The sequence below is a fragment of the Bradyrhizobium sp. SMVTL-02 genome, from assembly GCF_051853005.1.
Lineage (GTDB): Bacteria > Pseudomonadota > Alphaproteobacteria > Rhizobiales > Xanthobacteraceae > Bradyrhizobium.
Genome location: NZ_CP182469.1, coordinates 3,960,974 through 3,981,144 on the forward strand (window position 1 = coordinate 3,960,974; position 20,171 = coordinate 3,981,144).

General features: G+C 64.9%; 14 protein-coding genes and 1 pseudogene. 9 read left to right on the forward strand and 6 right to left on the reverse strand.

Features of this window, described 5'->3' with window-relative positions; all coding sequences use genetic code 11:
* Window positions 1-84: 84 nt before the first annotated feature.
* The 6 genes from ACNJYB_RS18585 to ACNJYB_RS18610 all read left to right on the forward strand — a co-directional run bounded on the left by ACNJYB_RS18585 (window position 85) and on the right by ACNJYB_RS18610 (window position 8,230).
* Entirely contained in the window at window positions 85-1,380 is a 1,296-nt protein-coding gene (locus ACNJYB_RS18585) for an N-acetylmuramoyl-L-alanine amidase (protein WP_439375245.1), read from the forward strand.
* Between the two features lie 317 nt (window positions 1,381-1,697).
* Window positions 1,698-4,208 carry a penicillin-binding protein 1A gene (locus tag ACNJYB_RS18590; RefSeq protein ID WP_439375246.1) on the forward strand — a complete coding sequence of 837 codons (2,511 nt, stop codon included), beginning with the start codon at window positions 1,698-1,700 and terminating at the stop codon, window positions 4,206-4,208.
* Window positions 4,209-4,317: 109 nt separating this feature from the next.
* Window positions 4,318-5,449, forward strand: a protein-coding gene (prfB, locus tag ACNJYB_RS18595; protein WP_439375247.1) for a peptide chain release factor 2 whose coding sequence is annotated in 2 segments (ribosomal slippage) — window positions 4,318-4,386 and window positions 4,388-5,449 — 1,131 coding nt in all. Because the reading frame shifts where the segments join, the coding sequence is not laid out codon by codon here.
* Between the two features lie 2 nt (window positions 5,450-5,451).
* Complete coding sequence (locus ACNJYB_RS18600; RefSeq protein WP_439375248.1) at window positions 5,452-6,324, forward strand: NAD(P)-dependent oxidoreductase; 873 nt, start codon at window positions 5,452-5,454, stop codon at window positions 6,322-6,324.
* A gap of 86 nt (window positions 6,325-6,410) precedes the next feature.
* Window positions 6,411-6,827, forward strand: coding sequence for a hypothetical protein (locus tag ACNJYB_RS18605; RefSeq protein ID WP_439375249.1), 417 nt, complete (start codon window positions 6,411-6,413; stop codon window positions 6,825-6,827).
* A 167-nt stretch (window positions 6,828-6,994) separates the two neighbouring features.
* Window positions 6,995-8,230 carry an ABC transporter substrate-binding protein gene (locus ACNJYB_RS18610; protein WP_439375250.1) on the forward strand — a complete coding sequence of 412 codons (1,236 nt, stop codon included), beginning with the start codon at window positions 6,995-6,997 and terminating at the stop codon, window positions 8,228-8,230.
* Between the two features lie 20 nt (window positions 8,231-8,250).
* On the opposite strand, the gene ACNJYB_RS18615 is transcribed toward ACNJYB_RS18610, so the two are convergent.
* Both ACNJYB_RS18615 and ACNJYB_RS18620 read right to left on the reverse strand, forming a co-directional pair.
* Window positions 8,251-9,618 (reverse strand): peptidoglycan DD-metalloendopeptidase family protein, encoded by a 1,368-nt coding sequence (locus ACNJYB_RS18615; RefSeq protein ID WP_439375251.1) that lies wholly within the window; start codon window positions 9,616-9,618, stop codon window positions 8,251-8,253.
* A gap of 100 nt (window positions 9,619-9,718) precedes the next feature.
* On the reverse strand, window positions 9,719-10,414 hold the full coding sequence (locus ACNJYB_RS18620) for a peroxiredoxin (protein ID WP_439375252.1): 696 nt from the start codon (window positions 10,412-10,414) through the stop codon (window positions 9,719-9,721).
* A 195-nt stretch (window positions 10,415-10,609) separates the two neighbouring features.
* On the opposite strand from ACNJYB_RS18620, the gene ACNJYB_RS18625 reads away from it, so the two are divergent.
* A complete protein-coding gene (locus ACNJYB_RS18625; protein WP_439375253.1) occupies window positions 10,610-14,431 on the forward strand; it encodes a YhdP family protein in 3,822 nt (1,273 codons plus the stop codon).
* Window positions 14,432-14,485: 54 nt separating this feature from the next.
* Here ACNJYB_RS18625 and ACNJYB_RS18630 read toward each other — a convergent pair.
* From ACNJYB_RS18630 to tyrS, 4 genes and pseudogenes are all read right to left on the reverse strand, one after another.
* Window positions 14,486-14,650: pseudogene (locus ACNJYB_RS18630) on the reverse strand (methyl-accepting chemotaxis protein); the annotation flags it as partial.
* Between the two features lie 226 nt (window positions 14,651-14,876).
* Complete coding sequence (locus ACNJYB_RS18635) at window positions 14,877-15,320, reverse strand: DoxX family protein (protein ID WP_439375254.1); 444 nt, start codon at window positions 15,318-15,320, stop codon at window positions 14,877-14,879.
* Between the two features lie 219 nt (window positions 15,321-15,539).
* The gene (locus ACNJYB_RS18640; RefSeq protein ID WP_439375255.1) at window positions 15,540-16,811 is read right to left on the reverse strand and encodes an MFS transporter; all 1,272 of its coding nucleotides are present in this window, start codon (window positions 16,809-16,811) and stop codon (window positions 15,540-15,542) included.
* Window positions 16,812-16,867: 56 nt separating this feature from the next.
* A complete protein-coding gene (gene tyrS, locus ACNJYB_RS18645; protein WP_439375256.1) occupies window positions 16,868-18,121 on the reverse strand; it encodes a tyrosine--tRNA ligase in 1,254 nt (417 codons plus the stop codon).
* A 164-nt stretch (window positions 18,122-18,285) separates the two neighbouring features.
* Here tyrS and ACNJYB_RS18650 point away from each other — a divergent pair, with 164 nt between their 5' ends.
* Both ACNJYB_RS18650 and ACNJYB_RS18655 read left to right on the forward strand, forming a co-directional pair.
* Window positions 18,286-19,389: an anhydro-N-acetylmuramic acid kinase gene (locus ACNJYB_RS18650; protein WP_439375257.1), complete on the forward strand. Its 1,104-nt coding sequence runs from the start codon at window positions 18,286-18,288 to the stop codon at window positions 19,387-19,389.
* 97 nt (window positions 19,390-19,486) lie between these two features.
* On the forward strand, window positions 19,487-20,164 hold the full coding sequence (locus tag ACNJYB_RS18655; protein WP_439375258.1) for a glutathione S-transferase family protein: 678 nt from the start codon (window positions 19,487-19,489) through the stop codon (window positions 20,162-20,164).
* Window positions 20,165-20,171 lie beyond the last annotated feature (7 nt).

Below are 20,171 nucleotides of genomic sequence, written 5' to 3' on the forward strand. Positions count from 1 at the left end.
GCGAGTTTCGCGACGACGTCATTAAGGATCGATTAACCCTGTGGTTCTATTGCGTTAAAAAGCTGCTCGGAGGCACGGAAATCGGTGGCGAGCCGCGCAAAACAAAGGATCTTGCTGGGATGCGCGCTGTTTTGCGTTGCGGCATTGCCGTATGCCGATTTCTCGCGTCTGAGCGCGGCGGAGAGCCGGTCGCAATCCGCTGCTGCGGCAGGAAATTTTCCAATCGCCTCAGGCGCCCGGCTGGCTGGTGACGGCAAGCAGACCCGCTTCATCCTCGACATCGACCAGACCGTGACGTTCCGCGCCGTGACGCTCGCCGACCCCTACCGGGTGGTGGTGGACGTCCCGCAGGTCAATTTTCGGCTCCCCGCGGGCACCGGGACGGCGGGACGGGGTCTGGTCAAGGCCTTCCGCTACGGGCTGGTCATGCCTGGCGGCTCGCGAATCGTGTTCGACCTGGCCGGGCCGGCTAAAATCGCCAACTCCTATGTTGTCGAGGCGGCCAACGGCCAGCCCGCCCGGCTCGTGCTCGAGCTGGAGGAGATTGACCGCGCGGCCTTCGTGCAGTCGCTCGCCCCGGAGAACCGCCCCGAACTGCGGCCTACGGTCGCCGACGCGCCGCCCGCAACCGTTCCCCCCGCGGCGGCCCCGGAGACGGTGCAGCAGAAGGCCGACGGCCGGCCCGTCGTCGTGATCGATCCCGGCCATGGCGGCATCGACAACGGCACGCAGTCCAGCGGCGAGAGCGAGAAAAACCTGGTGCTGGCCTTTGCCCGGGCGCTGCGCGACCGGCTGGACAAGGCCGGCAAGTACCGCGTGGTGATGACGCGGGACGACGACACCTTCATCCCGCTCAATGACCGGGTCAAAGTCGCACGCAACCTCAAGGCCGCGCTGTTCGTCTCGATCCATGCCGATGCGCTGCCGCGGGCCGAGGGCGATGCGCAGGGGGCCACCATCTATACGCTGTCCGACAAGGCCTCCGACGCCGAAGCCCAGCGTCTGGCCGACGCGGAAAACCGCGCGGACGCGATCGCCGGCTTCAACCTCGCGGAGGAGCCGACCGATGTCGCCGACATCCTGATCGACTTGACTCAGCGAGAAACCCGTACGTTTTCAAACCGTTTTGCCCATTTGCTGATGGCCGAAATGAAGTCCACGGTACGGATGCACAAGCATCCGCTGAAATCGGCCGGTTTCCGAGTGCTGAAGGCCCCTGACGTGCCCTCGGTGCTGGTCGAGATCGGCTACGTCTCCAACAAGGGCGACCTCGAGCACCTGGTGTCCGAGGGCTGGCGGTCCAAGGCCGTGGGCTCGATGGCCCAGGCGATCGACGGGTTCCTAGCCAAACGGCTGGCGACTGCCGGATCATCAAATTGACGGCCCGGGATCGTCGATTGACGACCCCGGGATCATCAAATTGACGACCGGGGGAGCGTCGAATTGAAGAAGAAGGGTCGTTTTTCCGTCCCGCCGCAAAGGCCCTAGTTTGGCCACAGCGGACGCTTTATAAAAATGCCGAGGGGCCCCGGAATCGGAGAGAATCCCGCTCGGCAAGCGTCTTTAGGCCCAGCTTGATGTGATTGCGTAGGCCGGTGCATTCGCGACGTGAGGTTGGCGCCAGTTTGGGGCGCCAGTTTTTAGGTCCAACGGGGCTGTTACTGGGCTGATCCAGAGTTTGAACGGATAAACACATAATGCGTTTGCTGGTGCGGTTCATGGGCTTCCTGTTCGCCGCGGGAACAGTGGTGTTCCTTGTCGGTGTCGGGGCCGTGGCAGGCCTGATCTGGCATTTCTCCAAGGACTTGCCGGACTACTCTCAGCTTCAGGATTACGAGCCGCCGGTGATGACGCGTGTGCACGCTGTCGACGGTTCGCTGCTCGGCGAGTACGCCAAGGAGCGGCGGCTGTATCTGCCGATCCAGGCGGTGCCGAAGCTCGTGATCAACGCCTTTCTCGCGGCCGAGGACAAGAATTTCTACGAGCACGGCGGCATCGACTACACCGGCATGGCGCGCGCGGGCGTGCTCTATCTGCAGAACTTCGGCTCCAACCGCCGTCCGCAGGGCGCTTCCACGATCACCCAGCAGGTCGCCAAGAACTTCCTGCTGACCAACGAGGTCTCCTTCGCGCGCAAGATCAAGGAAGCCTTGCTGGCGATGCGGATCGAGAAGACCTATTCCAAGGACAAGATCCTCGAGCTGTACCTGAACGAAATCTATCTGGGCCTGGGGGCCTACGGCATTGCGGCCGCCTCGCTGGTCTATTTCGACAAGTCGGTGAACGAGCTGACCGTGGCGGAAGCGTCCTATCTGGCGGCGCTGCCGAAGATGCCGGCGACGCTGCATCCGGTGCGCAACCGCGACCGCGCCGTCGAGCGACGCAACTACGTCATCGACCGTCTCCTGGAGAATGGCTGGATCAAGCAGGCCGACGCCGAGAAGGCGCGCAAGGAGCCGCTGGCCGTCACCAACCGTTCGGGCGGCGCCCACACCTTCGCCGGCGAATATTTCGCCGAGGAGGTCCGCCGCGACATCTTCGAGCGCTACGGCGAGAAGAAGCTGTACGAGGGTGGTCTGTCGGTCCGCACCACGCTCGATCCGAAGATCCAGGTCATGGCGCGCAAGACCATGGTCTCGGGCCTCGTGAACTATGACGAGCAGCAGGGCTATCGCGGCGCCATAAGCAAGCTCGATGTCTCCGGCGATTGGGGCGTGAAGCTCGCCGAGATCAAGTCGCTGTCCGACATTTCCCCGTGGCGGATGGCGGTGGTGCTGGAGACCAGCGACCAGTCGGCGCGCATCGGCTTCCAGCCGAGCCGCGAGCTCGGCGGTGCCGTCAGCAAGCAGCGCGAGACCGGCCTCGTCACCCTCGACGGCGTGCGCTGGGCGAGGGCGGCGCAGGGCAACGCCAAGGGCAAGACGCCGACCTCAGTGGCGCAGGTGCTTGCGCCGGGCGACGTGATCTATGCCGATCCGCTCTACAGCAAGGAAGGACAGCCGGTCGAAGGCCAGTACCGGCTGCGCCAGATCCCCGAAGTCTCCGGCGCGATGGCGGTGATGGATCCCTGGACCGGCCGCGTGCTCGCAATGGTCGGCGGCTTCTCGTTCGACCAGAGCCAGTTCAACCGCGCGACGCAGGCCTACCGGCAGCCGGGTTCGTCGTTCAAGCCGATCGTCTATTCGGCCGCGCTCGACAACGGCTACACGCCTTCGACGGTCGTGCTCGACGCGCCGATCGAAATCGACCAGGGCCAAGGCGCCGGCGTGTGGCGGCCGGAGAATTTTGATGCCGGCAAATACAATGGTCCGATGACGCTGCGTAATGCGCTTCGACTGTCGCGTAACACCGTGACGGTGCGGCTTGCCCAGGACATCGGGATGCCGTTGATTGGCGAGTATGCCAGGCGTTTCGGCGTCTATGACGAGCTGCCCAATTACCTGTCGTACTCCCTGGGCGCCGGCGAGACCACCGCGATGCGGATGGTCACGGCCTATTCGATGCTCGCCAATGGCGGCCGCCGCGTGAAGCCGACCCTGATCGACCGTATCCAGGACCGCTACGGCCACACCATCTACAAGCACGACCAGCGCGAATGCCGCGGCTGCGACGCGCCGGGGGGCTGGAAGAACCAGCCCGAGCCGCAGCTGATCGACCGCCGCGAGCAGGTGCTGGATTCCATGACCGCCTACCAGATCACGGAGCTGTTGGAAGGCGTGGTCCAGGCCGGCACGGCCACAGTGCTCAAGGAAGTGGGCAAGCCGATTGCGGGCAAGACCGGCACCACCAACGAGGCCAAGGATGCCTGGTTCGTCGGCTACTCGCCGGACATCGCGGTCGCGGTCTATATGGGCTATGACAAGCCGCGTCCGCTCGGCAGAGGCAATGCGGCGACCGGCGGCCATCTCGCCGCGCCAATCGTGCGTGATTTCCTCAAGCTGGCGCTTGCCGACAAGCCCGCCGTGCCGTTCAAGGTGCCGGCCGGCATCAAGCTGGTGCGGGTCGTCGCCAAGACCGGCATGCGCGCCGGCCCTGGCGAGACCGGCGGAACGATTCTGGAGGCCTTCAAGCCGGGCACGGCGCCACCGGACAACTATGCAGTTATCGGGGTCGCCGACGCCGACGCACGCGGCGGCATGCCGGCCTCGCAGCAGCAGCAGCCGGATTCCGGCTTCCTGATACGACCGGGCACCGGCGGGCTGTGGTAGCGGATAACGCCTGATACCGGCGAGGGGGCCGGTTGCGCTTTCGCGCCGCCGCCGCCACATCCCCGTTGCAAATCGAACGCGGACCAATTCCGCGAGACCAGAGAATGACATGCGCGCCGAGATCGAACGGTTGGTAGAAGAGATCAAGCAGTCAGTCGGGCTGCTGAGGAGGCATCTTTGACGTCGAGAAATCGACGGCACGCCTCGCTGAGCTGAACAAGCTCGCAGAAGATCCCAACCTCTGGAACGATCCCCAGAAGGCCCAGAAGCTCATGCAGGAGCGCACCGCGCTCGAGGATTCGCTCTCGGGCATCGGCAAGGTCGAGCAGGAGCTCGAAGACGACATCGGCATGATCGAGCTCGGCGAGGCCGAGGGCGATGACGGCGTCGTTGCCGAAGCCGAAGCTGCGCTGAAGAACCTGAAGAAGGAAGTCGCGCGGCGCGAGCTCGAGGCGCTGCTGTCCGGTGAAGCCGACCGCTTCGATTCCTATCTCGAAGTCCATGCCGGTGCCGGCGGCACCGAGAGCCAGGACTGGGCGCAGATGCTCTTGCGCATGTACACGCGCTGGGCCGAAACGCACGGCTTCAAGGTCGAGTACCTCGAAGAGTCCGAGGGCGAAGAAGCCGGCATCAAGTCGGCGACCATCCAGGTCTCCGGCCACAACGCCTATGGCTGGCTGAAGACGGAAGCCGGCGTGCATCGGCTGGTGCGCATCTCGCCGTTCGATTCCAACGCGCGGCGGCACACCTCGTTCTCGAGCGTGCAGGTCTTCCCCGTCATCGACGACAGCATCAAGATCGACATCAAGGAATCCGACGTTCGCACCGACACCATGCGTTCGGGCGGCGCCGGCGGCCAGCACGTCAACAAGACCGAATCCGCGGTGCGCCTGACGCACATCCCGACCGGCGTCGCCGTGGTCTGCCAGGCCGGCCGGTCGCAGCACAAGAACCGGGCCCAGGCCTGGGACATGCTGCGCGCGCGCCTCTACGAGATCGAGTTGAAGAAGCGCGAGGAGAAGGCCGCCGCCGACCAGGCCGCCAAGACCGACATCGGCTGGGGCCACCAGATCCGCTCCTACGTGCTGCAACCCTACCAGATGGTGAAGGATCTGCGCACGGGTGTGCAGACCTCCGACACGTCGGGCGTGCTCAACGGCGAGCTCGACGAGTTCATGGCCGCGACTCTGGCGCAGCGCGCCTTCGGCACGACCGCGGGCGACGTCGAGGACGTGGACTAGCGATGACACGCGTCGCCTTCATCGGGCTTGGGCGGATGGGCCGCGGCATGGCCGGCCGCTATCTCGATGCCGATTTTACTGTGACGCTGTGGAATCGTGGCAAGGCCAAGGCAGAGGACCTGATCGCGCGCGGCGCGCTTTGGGCGACCTCGCCGGAAGATGCTGCGATCGATGCCGACGCGGTCGTGACCATGGTTGCCGACGACGAGGCCTCGCGCGCGGTCTGGCTCGGGCCGATGGGCGCGGTCAAGACGGCGAAGGCCGGCACCATCGCGATCGAATGCTCCACCGTCTCCTATGACCACGCCCGCGAGATGGGCAGCGACCTCAATGCGCGTGGGCTGATCTACATCGATTGTCCCGTGACGGGTCTGCCGGATGCGGCGGCCGCCGGAAAGCTGACGCTGCTGGTCGGCGCCGACACCGCCGATCTCGAACGTGCACGCCCGTTCCTCGAACCGATCGGTTCGACCATCCGCCATTTCGGTGCGGTCGGCTCCGGCACGGTCTATAAGCTCATCAACAATCTGATGGGGGCGATCCAGATCGCCGGCCTTGCGGAAGGGCTCGCGATCGCCGAGCAGGCCGGGCTCGACATGAACCTGGTGCTGGAATCGATCCAGGCGGGCGTCGCCGCAAGCCCGCAGGTGCAGCGTCATTCCAAGCGCATGGTCGCCCGCGATTTTTCCGGCGCGACCTTCACCGCAGCGCTGCGGCACAAGGATGCCGCCTATGCCGTCAAGCTCGCCGAGAGCCTCCTGGCCGGCAAGCCGCTGGTCGCACGTGCCGCGGTCGAGGCCTACGCGCATGCCAAAGCGGCGATGCCGGATGACGATGAAGGCAGGATGATCGAGCTGGTGTCGCGGCCGAAATAGGCGATGAGCTGCCGACGTCGCTGAATTGATCGCTCATTGTGAGGCGATATGTCGAGGGGACTGGAATTTCGGAAACTGAACGAGGAGTGAATGCGGAGCCGAATGCTCCGTTGCCGCGCGTGAGTGTATCAGGCCACGATGTGCTTCTCCGGTTCTTGTTGAATCCTTTTCGCTTCAAATCCTTTGCCGAAGATGACCAAGGCATCCTTCGTTTCGTGAATTGCGGACGGTGTCGGCTTGGAGCAACCAACGATGAGGGATGGTGGCGCGGGCAATGCCGTTACAGTAATTTGGCACCTGCTTGGGGTGAGTTTTACGAGATTGCCGGTCCAGACCCGCATGCGCTGGACCCGGTAGATTGGAAGGGCATAAGCGCGATTTCAACGGAGTGGCGTCACTTCCTGTTCTATTTTCGCGATGAGACATTTGAGTGCCTCGCTGAAGCCTGGACTTTCGAGCCCGTTCCGGAAAATGCGCTGATCCGCAAGCTGCCTGCCAACTGAGGCGAGCGGCTCAACTTCCGCCGATTCGGCCGCGCCCGGCTTGCCGCGTCGCGTTGCGTAAGTTCCGTAGCAACGTTTCACCCCGCGGAAAATCGTGGTGCTTGCCAGCCACGAGTCTCCTTGCGACACTCCCGACAAAACAAGACTACAAAACAGGGGAGAGACCAATGCCGGGTCGTCGCAAGAATCTCGCTGCCCTCGCCATCCTTGTTGCCGGAGCGCTCGCGGCGACATCGGCCGTGGCGCAGAAGAGATATGACCCGGGCGCCTCCGACACCGAAATCAAGATCGGCAACATCATGCCCTATAGCGGGCCGGCGTCCTCCTATGGCGTGATCGGCAAGACCGAGGCCGCCTTCTTCAAGATGATCAACGACCAGGGCGGCATCAACGGGCGCAAGATCAATTTCATCAGCTATGACGACGCCTATTCGCCGCCGAAGGCGATCGAGCAGGCGCGCAAGCTGGTCGAGAGCGACGATGTTTTGTTGATCTTCCAGGCGCTCGGCACGCCCTCGAATTCCGCGATCATGAAATACATGAATGCGAAGAAGGTGCCGCAGCTCTTCGTCGCCTCCGGCGGCACCAAGTTCGGCGACCCCAAGAACTTCCCCTGGACCATGGGCTTCCAGCCCAATTACCAGAGCGAGGGGCGGATCTACGCAAAGTACATCCGCGACAATTTTCCGAACGGCAAGATCGCGGTGTTCTGGCAGAACGACGATGCCGGCAAGGACCAGTTCAAGGGCCTGAAGGACGGGCTCGGCGACAAGGCGAACATGATCATCGCCGACAAGTCCTACGAGGTCAGCGACCCCTCGATCGACTCGCAGATCGTGGCCCTGCACGATTCCGGCGCCGACATCTTCTTCTCATGGGCCGCGCCGAAAGGCTCGGCGCAGGCGATCCGGAAAGTCGGCGAACTCGGCTGGAAGCCGAAATTCTTTCTGGCCAACACCGCGACCTCGGTCGCCTCGGTGCTCAGGCCCGCCGGGCTCGAATACGCCAAGGACATCATTTCGACGGTCTATTTGAAAGACCCGACCGATCCGACCTGGGACAAGGACCCGGCCGTGGTGAAATGGCGTGGGTTCATGGACAAGTATTATCCTGACGGCGACAAGGCCAACGCCAACAACATTTATGGCTACGTCCAGGCCGAGGCGATGGTGCAGGTGCTGAAGCAGTGTGGTGACAATCTCACCCGCGAGAACGTCATGAAGCAGGCCGCAAACCTGAAGAACTTCCATACCGACCTGATGCTGCCGGGCATCATGGTCAACACCTCGCCCGACGACTATTTCCCGATCGAGCAGATGCAGCTGATGCGCTTCAACGGGCAGGCCTGGGAGCTGTTCGGCGACGTCATCACCGGCGAGGTCGGCCACGAGCGCAGCCAGTAGTCACGGCTGGGTGCGCGGGCTTAGCCCGCGCTGAGGCGCACGCCCGCGCGCAAGAACTTCTGCGGGTCGACGGCTTCGCCGTCGATGCGGGTCTCGTAGTGCAGATGCGGACCGGTGGAGCGGCCGGTCGAGCCGACGAGACCGACGACCTGGCCGATCTTCACGATCTCGCCGACCTTGACGCTGATCTCGGAGAGGTGGCCATAGCGGGTCGACAGCCCGTTGCCGTGATCGACCTCGACCATGCGGCCGTAGCCGCCGGACCAGCCGGCCGAGACCACCTTGCCATAGGCGGTAACGCGGACGGGATCGCCGGTCGCGGCGCGGAAGTCGAGGCCGGTGTGCATCGCGGGCCGTCCCAGGAAGGGGTCGCTGCGCACGCCGAAGCCGGAGGTGAACTCGACCTCGCCGATGACGGGCTTGCGATAGGGCACCAGCGCCAAGGTGCGATTGAGCCGGTCCAGTTCGGCGCGGGTCGTGTTGATGCGGTTGAGCTGCTTCTCGAACGGTCCGGCACTGGCGGTCAGCTTGACCGGGACGAACGGTCCACCCATCGCGCTGCGCGGCACGGCGGCTTCGAGACTGGCGAGATTGAGACCGAGATCGCTGACGACGCCGCGCATCCGGCGCATGCGCGAATCCATGCCTTCCTCGACCGCGCTGAGCGCCGCCATCTGGCGCCGCTCGACCTGGTCGAGCGAGGTGGTGAGCCGGACCAGGACATTGTCAAAACCCTGGTTCTTGGCGAATTGGCTGGTCGGCGGAGCCAGCACGGCAGGTGCGCGCGATTCGAGGCGGGCTTCACGATCCGGCGGTGCCACGAAGATCACGGTGTCGCTGATCGGCGACGGCTTTGGCGTGCCCTGCGTCGCGCTCTGGCCGGCATCGCTGCGCTGAGGAGCCGTACGGGGAATCGATCCGGTCACGTCAGGCATGGCGCCCAGCGCCGTTGCCCGGGACTCCAGCGCCGTCTGGCGCTTCATGATCTGGTCGAGCTTCTGGTCGAACTGCTCCTGGTCGAGCAGCTGGCGGCTGGTGGCGCGGTCGACCTTGGCGCGCAGCTCGGCGATGCGGTCCTCATAGGCGTACTGCATCTCGGCCTGGCGGGCGATCAGCCGGGTCAGGACGTCGTCCCGGAAGGCGAAATAGGTGGCGGTCGCGGCCGACCACAGTCCGAGCAAAACGATCGTGCCGACGACGATCCAGAACACGACCGGACCGAGGCGAACCTGCTTGCCGTGATGGACGATGGTGTAGGCGTCGTCGACGTCGGGAAGGGTAATCGCGGCGGCCGCTGCAACCGTGACGGGACGCCGGTGGAACGCCCGTCCGTGGTCGTGGGGGTGATGCTGGGGGTACTGCGAATATTGGGCAGAACTTTTCGACATCGGCACTCCCGGCGCCGGTCGGATGGGTTCCTTGCGGCTTAATTGCCGCAGCAATCTGGGCTCGTCATGGTTAATTTTCCGGAAACGGAACCGCGAGAACTTAACGGGCTGGTTGCAGACTTCTTGCCGCTTCCAGCACCTGATCGGCGTGGCCGTCGACCCGGACATTGCGCCAGATCCGCGCCACCTTGCCATCGCTCCCGACCAGTACCGTGGTGCGAAGAATCCCGAGGAAGCTCCTGCCGTACATGGACTTTTTGCCCCAGGCGCCATACGCCTCCAGCATCTCGTGCCTCTCGTCCGAGATCAGGGGAACGCCGAGCCCGTGCTTGTCGCGGAACTTCTCCTGGGCCTTTAACGAATCCGCGGAGACGCCGAGCACGGCGGTCCCGGCGTCGGCGAAGGCGCCTGCAAGCCGGCTGAAGTCGATGGCCTCCCGGGTGCAGCCGGGCGTGTCGGCGCGCGGATAGAAGAACAGGACGAGCTTCTGGCCGGCATAGTCCGACAGTGTCGCCACGCCGCCGCCATCGCGGCGCAGGCGGAAGGGGGGAGCCTTCTGCCCTTCGGTCAGGACCGGCTTCGCCGTAGACCGTGCTGATTTGGAGGATTTTAACTGTTTCGATGCGGCCTCGTGCAATGCTGTCTTTGCGATGGTCGCGATTGATTTGCTGGCCGGTGGCCGCTGTGTTTTCGCGGTCTTTGTTTGAGTCGTTGCCCTGGTTTTGGGGGCCTTCTTTTTAGCTGTCGGACTGCCGGAGGGCGTTTTGGACGATTTCTTTCGGGATTTCTTGGACATACGCCTTCCTTTCGACGCTTTCGGCGGGTCAACCGAAGCGGTATTGCAGGTCTCGTCCGGTGTGCCGGAATCGCGCCCTTGGCTGGGCAAGTCTGATGACACCGGAGTATGGTTACAAGGAATTCCACGCACCACCCCACTGCTCGTTGAACGCGCTCCCGGGGCGAAATGACGAACAGCAGGAATATTCGAGGTATGGCGGCAGTGCCGGCGCAGGGGTCTTCGCGTCCCGTGGACGGCTGCGGTCCCGGCGGCGCGCAATCCCACGATGGGCGCCTGTATCGAGAGGCAATGGCAAGGAATACGTCGCCACAGGACTACAATCGGGATTTCGATCGGCGCGGCGTTCAACAACAGCCGCAGGAATGGGACGAAGCCGACTGGGATCCGGATCAGGAAGCGGCGGCGGGCCATCGGGCGCGCCGGCTGTTGTCGCGTTCCCATTCGGGCTTCCATCGCTTTGATGACGGCTTCGGCTCGCTGCGCCGATGGCTCGGCGGCGGCCGCTGGCTGAAGCGGCTGGCCCTGGTGGTTGGCGCCCTCATCGTCATCTTTGTCGGCTGTTTCGGTGCGCTGTGGTGGCGGCTCGGCGCGGGACCCATCAACCTCGATATCGCGACGCCCTGGCTTGCCGCCGCCATCGAGGACAACATCGGCCACGGCAACACGGTCGAGGTCGGCGGCACCCAGATCGAGCGCGCCGGGCGGGTCCGCATTGCCGTGCGCATCCGCGACATCATCGTGCGCGACCGCGACCATGCGATCGTCGCCAGCGCGCCGAAGGCCGAGGTGAGGCTGTCGGGCGCGGGCCTGCTGATGGGGCACCTGCGCGCGGAAAGCCTCAACCTGGTCGACGCCGAACTCGCGATCCGCATCGCCCCCGACGGCACCGTCACGGTCTCGGCCGGCGACACCGCAAAACCGCTGGCAACGGGCGTTGCCTCCAAGAAGGATGCGGGCCTGCCGCCGACATTCCCGCGCAACGGCGTTCCGCCGCCGCCATTCGCCACCGCGCCTGCGGGCCAGGAGCCGTCTCAAGCCGCATCGCAAGCCGCGCCTCAGGCGAGCGCGCCGAGCGGCATTCTCCAGGGCCTCGACTGGCTCGACAGTCTGAGCATGACCGGCCTCGACGGTCAGAACCTCAACGAGATCGGCCTGAAGAACGGCAATCTGATCGTCGACGATCAGCAGCGCGGCAGCAAATGGAGCTTTGAGAACATCACGCTGAGCTTGCGCCGGCCGAGCCACGGCGGCGTCGCGCTCAGCCTCGGCGAGGAGGGCGCGCGGCCCTGGATGCTGCGCGCCACGATCGGCCCGGCCGAGAATGGCGTGCGTTCGGTCGACATCAAGGCCGACAAGGTCTCGACCTCCAACATCCTGCTGGCACTGCGGGTGAAGGATCTCACCTATACCGCCGACCTGCCGTTGACCGGCGAGCTCAAGGGCGAGCTCGGCCGCGACGGCGTGCCCACCTTCTTCCGCGGCAAGATCGCTGTGGGCGCGGGCAACATCATCGATACCGACACGCCCGACTATCCGATGGCGATCGATTCCGCCGAGATCAACGTCGAGTGGGATGCCAATCGGCGGGTGCTGGTCGCACCTTTCAAGATCCTCTCCGGTGCCAACCGTCTGACGCTTCTGGCCCATCTCGAGCCGCCCAACGGCAACATCAACGACTGGCAGCTCGGCTTCAGCGGCGGATCGATCCTGCTCGGCGGCATCGACAACGAGCCGCCGCTGGTCTTCAACCGCATCGCGATCGGCTTCCGCTTCGACACCGACCACAAGCGCATGCTGCTGACGCAGGCCGACGTCTCCAATGGCGAGATCGGCGTCGCCGGCACCGGCGCCATCGACTATTCGGGCGAGCCGCGGCTCACGCTCGGCTTTGCGGGAACGCCGATGTCGGCCTCCGCGCTCAAGCGGATGTGGCCGACGCTGATCGTCCCCGAATTGCGCGAATGGGTGATCGAGCGGATCGAGCGCGGCACGCTCCAGCGCATCGAGATCGGCATCAATTCACCGACCAGGAACCTTCCGCGCAAGGGGCCGCCGATCCCGGACGACGGCCTCTCGGTCAATATCGTCGCGAGCGGCGTCGCGGTGCGCCCCGTGGACGGCATGCCTGTCGTGCACGATGCCGACCTCAAGGCACGCGTGACCGGGCGCACGGCGACGGTGAATATCGGCCAGGGCATCGCCGACACGCCGGCCGGTCGCAAGATCACGATCTCCGACTTCACCTTCGAGGTGCCTGACATGGCGCCCAAGCCGTCGCCCTCGCGCACCAGGTTCCGCGTCGACGGTCCCGTGCCTGCGGCGGCCGAAATGCTTTCGAACGATCGGCTGAGTGATCTCTCGGCGACCGTCGTCGATCCCAACACCAGCAAGGGCACGTTCTCGGCGAACATCCAGCTCGGCATGCCGGTCAAGGGCGAACTGACCAAGTCCGACACGACCTACGCCGTCACCGCCGATCTCAACGGCTTTGCCGCGGACAAGCTGGTGATGAACCAGAAGCTCGAGGCCAACAATCTGAAGATCCTCGCCAATAACCAGGGCTACCAGGTCAAGGGCGACGTCAAGATCAACGGGCAGGCCGCCTCGCTCGACTACCGCAAGCCGGCCGAGGGCGATGCCGACGTCCGATTGCAGGCGACGCTGGACGATGCGAGTCGCGCGCGCCTCGGCTTCGATCTCAGCCCCGCCGTCAGCGGCTCGTTGCCGATCAAGGTGTCTGGCAAGATCGCCGGCGGTCCGGAGCAGACGACGAAGCTCGGCGTCGAGGCCGACCTGACCTCGGTCAAGCTCGACAACATCCTGCCCGGCTGGGTCAAGCTGCCGGGCAAGTCCGGCAAGGCCAGCTTCAAGGTGGTGCCGACGGCGCAATCAACCCGCTTCGAGGACATCGTCATCGAAGGCAGCGGCGCCTCGATCAAGGGCTCGCTCGAGCTCGATCCGAATGGCGACCTCGTGAGCGCGAACTTCCCGACCTACGCGCCGTCCGACGGTGACAAGGCGTCGTTGAAGGTCGAGCGCGGCCAGGATGGCGTGGTGCGCGGCACCGTGCGCGGCGACGTGTTCGACGGCCGCGGCTTCCTGAAGTCGGCGATCTCGGGCAATTCCAAGGACGACAAGAGCAAGCTGAAGAACGTCGATTTCGACATCGACGTGAAGCTCGGTGCGGTCGCCGGCTTCAACGGCGAGGCGATGCGCAGCGTCGATGCCAAGATGTCGAAGCGCAGCGGTGCCATCAAGGCCTTCACGCTGAGCGGCAAGATCGGCCGCGACACGCCCATTGCGGCTGATCTGCGCGGTGGCCGCGCCCAGGGCAACCGGGAAGTGATCTACCTGCAGACCAACGATGCCGGCTCGCTGCTCCGCTTCACCGACACCTACACCAAGGCGGTCGGCGGTCAGATGGTGGTTGCGATGGAGCCGCCGACGTCGGAGCCGAACACCTCGCGCGAGGGCCTGATCAGCGTGCGCGACTTCACCGTCAAGGGCGAGGCGCAGCTCGAGCGCGTCGCCGCCGGCGCGCCGAACGGAAACGGCAACGGCGTCTCCTTCAGTGCGCTCCGCGCCGAGTTCACGCGGCAGAACGGCGCGCTCACGATCCGCGACGGCGTGGTCAAGGGCCCGATGATCGGCGCCACCATCGAAGGGTCGATCGACTATCCCGGCAACCAGGTGTGCATGAGCGGCACCTTCGTGCCGATGTATGGGGTCAACAACATCTTCGGCCAGATCCCGCTGTTCGGCATCTTCCTTGGCGGCGGCAACAATGAGGGCCTGATCGGCGTCACCTACGAGGTCGTCGGCACGCCGGCCGCGCCCGTGATGCGCGTCAACCCGATCTCGGCGATGGCACCTGGTCTGTTCCGCAAGATCTTCGAGTTCAACACCGGCAAGCAGACCTCGCCGTTCGAGGAATTCCCGTCGCAGTCCAACGATGGCTCGACCGGCTCGACGCGTCAGCTGTCGAGCGGCTGCAGCCTCGCGCGGCGGCAGTAGCGGGGCTCCAGCGCCCGCGCGGAATGACGCTGCGGAGCCTCCAGCGCCCGCCGTCTACGCCGCATGCGCGCCCTTCAGGAAGGTCCCGACTTCGCCGGAAAGCTGCCCGGCCTGCTTGGAGAGATTGGAGGCTGGCGCAACCACCATGCCAGCGGCGTTGCCGGTCTCCTTGGCGGCGGTGGAGACGCCGCCGATATTGGTGGTCACCTCCTTGGTCGCCGCGTTCTTGCGCCCGCCGCTGCGGACTGCCCGGAAATCGATGTTGGATTCTGGTAGCTACGGAGCAGGGCCGGACCCGCAATGAATCGATTCGTTCATCGCATCATCATGTTCGTGCTGCTCGTTGCGGCCCTCGTTCTCATCTGGAACGTGCTGGGGGCGCGTTGATGCGGCACCGGCGCACCCGCCGGTGCCGTGTTGCTTGCGAAGTGATCCGGGGGGTGCCTCAGCGCCGCGCGAACGCGCCGCCGGCTGCGCCGCTCTCCTTGCCGATCACGGCATCGACGCTGATAGGTCCGCCGCCGGCGGCCGACAGGTAGAGGCAGGCGAAGCAGAACAGGATCGCGGCGGTGCCGCCATTGAGCAGCGGCAGGAGCACCGGCGCTTCGCCCTTGAACATGTGGCCCATGAAGTAGGCGAAGGCCATTTCACCCGAGAGGATGAAAGCGGCCAGGCGCGAGAACAGGCCGATCATCAGCAGCCCGCCGAGCACCAATTCGAGCGTCCCGGCCGCGCCGTAGAGTGACATCAGTTCGACTTTTGCGAACATCGGCACGGGCGGGAACTTGAACAGCTTGGCGATGCCGTACTGGAACAGCAAGAGGCCGGTGATGAAGCGAAACAGGCTCAGAAGAGCCGGTTGAAAGCGAGAGAGAAAAGAAAAGTCCATCGGTTTGCCCTCTATCCAATGTAGCGACTTGGACCGCATTCGGTTCCTCCTCGCAAGCCACCCGGGATGAATTTCATGCTGACATTTTTGTCATGTCGGACAAAACACCGCAGGCTGGGATTTCAGCCGCGTGCAATCGGCATTTTTTGCGCGCATTCGTGCCGGTCCCACCCGTAATTTTCCGGTGACAGGAATGCGATCAGGTTACCCATGAGATACCTAACGCCGCAGAGCGGGCAAAATCAGGAAGGGAATCATCCCGAGGATCACGCTCGCAAGTGCGAAGGCCAGCAGCGCGTTGTAGCCATGGGTTGCGTCGTGGATCAGGCCGCCGCTCCAGGAGCCGAACGCCGAACCGAGGCCGCTGCCGATCGAGATCGTGCCGTAGATGGTGCCGACGCGCTTGCCCTGGAAGATCCGCATCGCCGTCGCGCTGATCAGCGGGCCGCGCGAGCCCATCATGCTGCCGAAGCAGACGACGAACCCCGTGAGCAGGAGAATGTTCGGCGAATACTGCAACAGCCACAGCAGCACGATGCCAAGGATCGAGATCGCGTAGCTGAGCAGCACCGAGGGCCGGCGCCCGATCAGGCCGTCGAGCGCAGACACACCGAGCATGCCGAAGACCAGCACGACGCCGGAAAAACCCCAGGCGGTCGCGGCCTGGAGCGGCGGAAAGCCGGCGTCGATCAGATAGGCCACGATTTGCGCGGCAATGGCATACATGCCGACGGCGGTGAAGAAGAAGGTCGAGAACAGGGCCCAGAAGGCGTGGTGGCGCATCGCGCCGAGCAGCGTCCAGCCGGTGTCGACGAAATCAGGATCGGTCTTCTTGACGACATGCGGCGAGCCCGCCGCGAACAGGCGCCACGGCAGCAGCAGCAGCGGCAACAGCAGGCCCAATGCGGCGAAGCCGAACAGCTGGTAGGTGTCGCGCCAGCCGACGTGATCGATCAGTAGCTGCGAGGCCGGCAACAGCGCCAGCACGCCGCCGCCCATCGCCGAATACACCACCGACATCGCGGTCGGCAGCCGTGGCCCGAACCAGCGACCGAGGAGGATCGAGTTCGGCACGATGCCGATGAACGCGATGCCGATGCCGACGCAGAGGCCGATCGAGAGCTGGAATTGCCACAGCTGCTGCGCGTGCGCCGCGACCAGGAAGGCCGCGCCGAGCAGCAGCAGGCCGAGCGCATAGACGATGCGCGGTCCGGAATGATCGAACAGGCGTCCGACGAAGGGAGCGGTGAGGCCGCTCGCGAGCCAGGTGAGCGAGTAGACCGAGACGATCTGCGCGCGGTCCCAGCCAAAGCTTTCCGAGATCGGCTTCAGGAACACCGTGAAGCTGTCGCCGAGCCCCCGTCCGAGCACGGCCAGCGTGAAGCAGAGTGCGAGCACGGTGAGCGCGATGCGCACGGCGCCTTGCGGTGTCGCCGCGACATCGTTCTTGGACGCTTCCCTGTTCGTTTCCTTGGGCGTGTTCTGGTCCATTGCCCGTCAGGGAGCGCGCATCGGCGCGCCCTGACAAGCATCAAAAGCTCATACGCCTATGCAGGCTTGATGAGGACGTGCTTCTTCTTGCCGAAGGACAGCTTGACCACGCCCTCCGGCGTGAGATTGGCCGCTGAGAGCGCCATCTTCTCGTCGGTGACCGGCGCGTCGTTGACGCGCAGGCCGCCGCCCTTGATCTGGCGCCTCGCTTCGCCATTGGAGGCAACCAGGCCCGCCTTGACGAAGGCGTTGAGCACGCCGAGCCCGGCGTCGAGTTCGCCGCGCGGAATTTCCACGGTCGGGAGGCTCTCCGCCAGCGCGCCTTCCTCGAAAGTGCGGCGCGCGGTTTCAGCGGCTTCGTTTGCTGCGTCGCGGCCATGCAGCAGCGCGGTCGCCTCGGTGGCGAGCACCTTCTTGGCCTCGTTGATCTCCGAGCCGCCGAGTGCTTCGAGCTTCTTGATCTCGGCCATCGGCAGCGTCGTGAACAGTTTCAGGAACTTGCCGACGTCGGCGTCCTCGGTGTTGCGCCAGTACTGCCAGAAATCATAAGGCGAGAACTGATCGGCGTTGAGCCACACCGCGCCTTGCGCGGTCTTGCCCATCTTGGCGCCCGACGCCGTCGTCAGCAGCGGCGTCGTCAGCGCGAACAGCTGATGGGTGCCCATGCGGCGGCCGAGATCGACGCCCATGATGATGTTTCCCCATTGATCGGAGCCGCCCATCTGCAGTCTGCAGCCGGTACGCTTGGCGAGCTCGACGAAGTCGTAGGCCTGGCACACCATGTAGTTGAACTCGATGAAGCTCATCTCCTGCTCGCGCTCGAGGCGCAGGCGCACGGAGTCCATGGTCAGCATGCGGTTGACCGAGAAGTGCCGGCCGACGTCGCGCAGCATCTCGATCCAGTTCAGCCTGGTCAGCCACTCCGCATTGTCGAGCATGATGGCGTCGCTCTTGCCATCGCCATAGCGCAGCACCTTCGCGAACACGCCGCGGATCGATTCCTTGTTGGCCTCGATCTCGGCGACGGTGCGCATCGCCCGGGTCTCGTCCTTGCCGGAGGGATCTCCGACCATGGTGGTGCCGCCGCCCATCAGCGTGATCGGCTTGTTGCCGGACTGCTGCAGCCAGTACAGCATCATCATCGTCAGGTAGTTGCCGATGTGCAGCGAGCGGGCGGTGCAATCGTAGCCGACATAGGCGGTCGCCTCGCCCTTGGCGGCGAGGGCGTCCAGTCCCTCGAAATCGGAGCACTGGTGGATGAATCCACGTTCCTGCAGGGTGTTGAGGAAATCCGATTTGAAAGCAGTCATCTGTCGGCGGCCTGACAATTCTTGGTTTACTGTTTCGGGAGCAATTTAAGGGTCTTCCGTGGGAACTCGGTTGCTGCCCGCCACTTGGCGCTGTGGCATTATAAGATGTGTCCCTCTGGCACAAGATCGGCATGCCGGAGGGGGTCCGTTGAGGACGCTGATCCATGATGTTGACGGCACTCGGTTTGATGAGCGGCACCTCGCTGGACGGGGTGGATGTCGCGCTGATCGAAACCGATGGAAAGCTGGTCAAGGCGTTCGGGCCATCCGGCTACCGGCCCTATAGTCCGGCCGAGCGCAACCTGCTGCGCCAAGCCCTCTCCGAGGCGGTGCACCTGTCGCAGCGCGATGCCCGGCCGGGCGTTCTGGCCGAGGCGGAGCGCGCGGTGACGCTGGCCCATGCCGAGGCGGTGGCCGCTTTCGTCGCCCAGAACCGGATGCGGCCGGAGGACATCGACATCGTCGGTTTTCATGGCCAGACGGTGCTGCACCGCCCCGAGAAGCGGCTGACGGTGCAGATCGGCGATGCGCCGGCGCTGGCCAGGGCGATCCATATTCCTGTCATGCACGACTTCCGCGCCGCCGACGTCGAAGCCGGCGGGCAGGGCGCGCCGCTCGTACCGGTCTACCACCGCGCGCTGGCCAATTCGCTGGAGCGCGAGGGGCCGATCGTCGTGGTCAATATCGGCGGCGTCTCGAACATCACCCATATCGACGGCAACGACACGCTGATCGCCTGCGACACCGGGCCGGGCAACGCGCTGCTCGACGACTTCATGTACCGTACCATGAACCTGGCCTTCGACGCTGAAGGCAAGTTCGCGGCGCTCGGCAAGGCGGACGAAGCCTGGATCGCGCGTGCGCTGGAGCTGCCGTTCTTCGCGGCTCCACCGCCGAAATCGCTAGACCGCAACGACTTTGCCGCGCTCAAGCTCGGCGATGTCGAGCCCGCCGACGGCGCGGCCACCCTCACGGCCTTCACCGCTGCTGCGATTGCCCGAATCATCCCGCTGTTGCCGCGCCGGCCGCGGAGCTGGATCGTCTGCGGCGGCGGCGCGCGCAACCTCACCATGCTGCGCATGCTGCGGGAGCGGGTGGGGTCGGCGACCGTCGAGGCCGCCGAAACGCTCGGCTGGGCCTCCGACGCCATCGAGGCGCAGGCCTTCGGCTTCCTCGCCGCGCGCGGCCTGAAGGGCCTGCCGCTGTCCTATCCGGCGACCACGGGCGTGCCGATGCCGATGACGGGCGGGGCGATTGCGCGGCCTTGAGATAGGGCGCAATTAATGCAGATGCATGGAACTTGACATGTAGATGCAGGTGCATCTATGCTGGATGCAGTTGCATCTAACCGCCGGGATCATTGCCATGACGACTTCGCTCAAACTCATCAGCCACAAGCTTTGTCCCTACGTGCAGCGCGCCGTGATCGCGCTGAAGGAGAAGGGCGTACCGTTCGAGCGGATCGACATCGATCTCGCGAGCAAGCCCGACTGGTTTTTGAAGCTCTCGCCGCTTGGCAAGGTACCCGTGCTGGTGGTGACGACGGAGCAGGGCGAGGTCGCGCTGTTCGAGAGCAACGTGATCTGCGAGTACATCGAGGAGACGCAAGCAGGCCTCGAGCTGCATTCGGCGGATGCGTTGAAGCGCGCCGAGCACCGCGCCTGGATGGAGTTCGGCTCGGCGATCCTCGGCGATCTCTGGGGGCTGGAAACGACGACGGATCCGGCGACGTTCGACAGCAAGCGCCAGGCGCTTGCGGCGAAATTCGCGCGTGTCGAGGCTGCGCTTGGCGCGGGGCCTTATTTTGCGGGCGAGACTTTCAGCCTGGTCGATGCGGTGTTCGCGCCGATCTTCCGCTATTTCGACCTGTTCGACGAATTGACCGAGCACGGCATCTTCAACGATGTGCCGAAGGTGCGCGCCTGGCGCGCCGAGCTCGCGAAGCGCCCGAGCGTGCGAAGCGCGGTGGGCGCGGACTATCCGCAATTGCTGCGCGCCTTCCTCGTCCGCCACGACGCGCATCTGCTCAAGCTGGCGGCCTGAGCGCGCG

Excerpts from the sequence above, each read along its gene's own strand:
- ACNJYB_RS18590 (WP_439375246.1), top strand. The coding sequence starts at position 1,698 with ATGCGTTTGCTGGTGCGGTTCATGGGCTTCCTGTTCGCCGCGGGAACA.
- ACNJYB_RS18600 (WP_439375248.1), top strand. The coding sequence starts at position 5,452 with ATGACACGCGTCGCCTTCATCGGGCTTGGGCGGATGGGCCGCGGCATG.
- ACNJYB_RS18610 (WP_439375250.1), top strand. The coding sequence starts at position 6,995 with ATGCCGGGTCGTCGCAAGAATCTCGCTGCCCTCGCCATCCTTGTTGCC.
- ACNJYB_RS18615 (WP_439375251.1), bottom strand. The coding sequence starts at position 9,618 with ATGTCGAAAAGTTCTGCCCAATATTCGCAGTACCCCCAGCATCACCCC.
- ACNJYB_RS18620 (WP_439375252.1), bottom strand. The coding sequence starts at position 10,414 with ATGTCCAAGAAATCCCGAAAGAAATCGTCCAAAACGCCCTCCGGCAGT.
- ACNJYB_RS18625 (WP_439375253.1), top strand. The coding sequence starts at position 10,610 with ATGGCGGCAGTGCCGGCGCAGGGGTCTTCGCGTCCCGTGGACGGCTGC.
- ACNJYB_RS18635 (WP_439375254.1), bottom strand. The coding sequence starts at position 15,320 with ATGGACTTTTCTTTTCTCTCTCGCTTTCAACCGGCTCTTCTGAGCCTG.
- ACNJYB_RS18640 (WP_439375255.1), bottom strand. The coding sequence starts at position 16,811 with ATGGACCAGAACACGCCCAAGGAAACGAACAGGGAAGCGTCCAAGAAC.
- tyrS (WP_439375256.1), bottom strand. The coding sequence starts at position 18,121 with ATGACTGCTTTCAAATCGGATTTCCTCAACACCCTGCAGGAACGTGGA.
- ACNJYB_RS18650 (WP_439375257.1), top strand. The coding sequence starts at position 18,286 with ATGATGTTGACGGCACTCGGTTTGATGAGCGGCACCTCGCTGGACGGG.
- ACNJYB_RS18655 (WP_439375258.1), top strand. The coding sequence starts at position 19,487 with ATGACGACTTCGCTCAAACTCATCAGCCACAAGCTTTGTCCCTACGTG.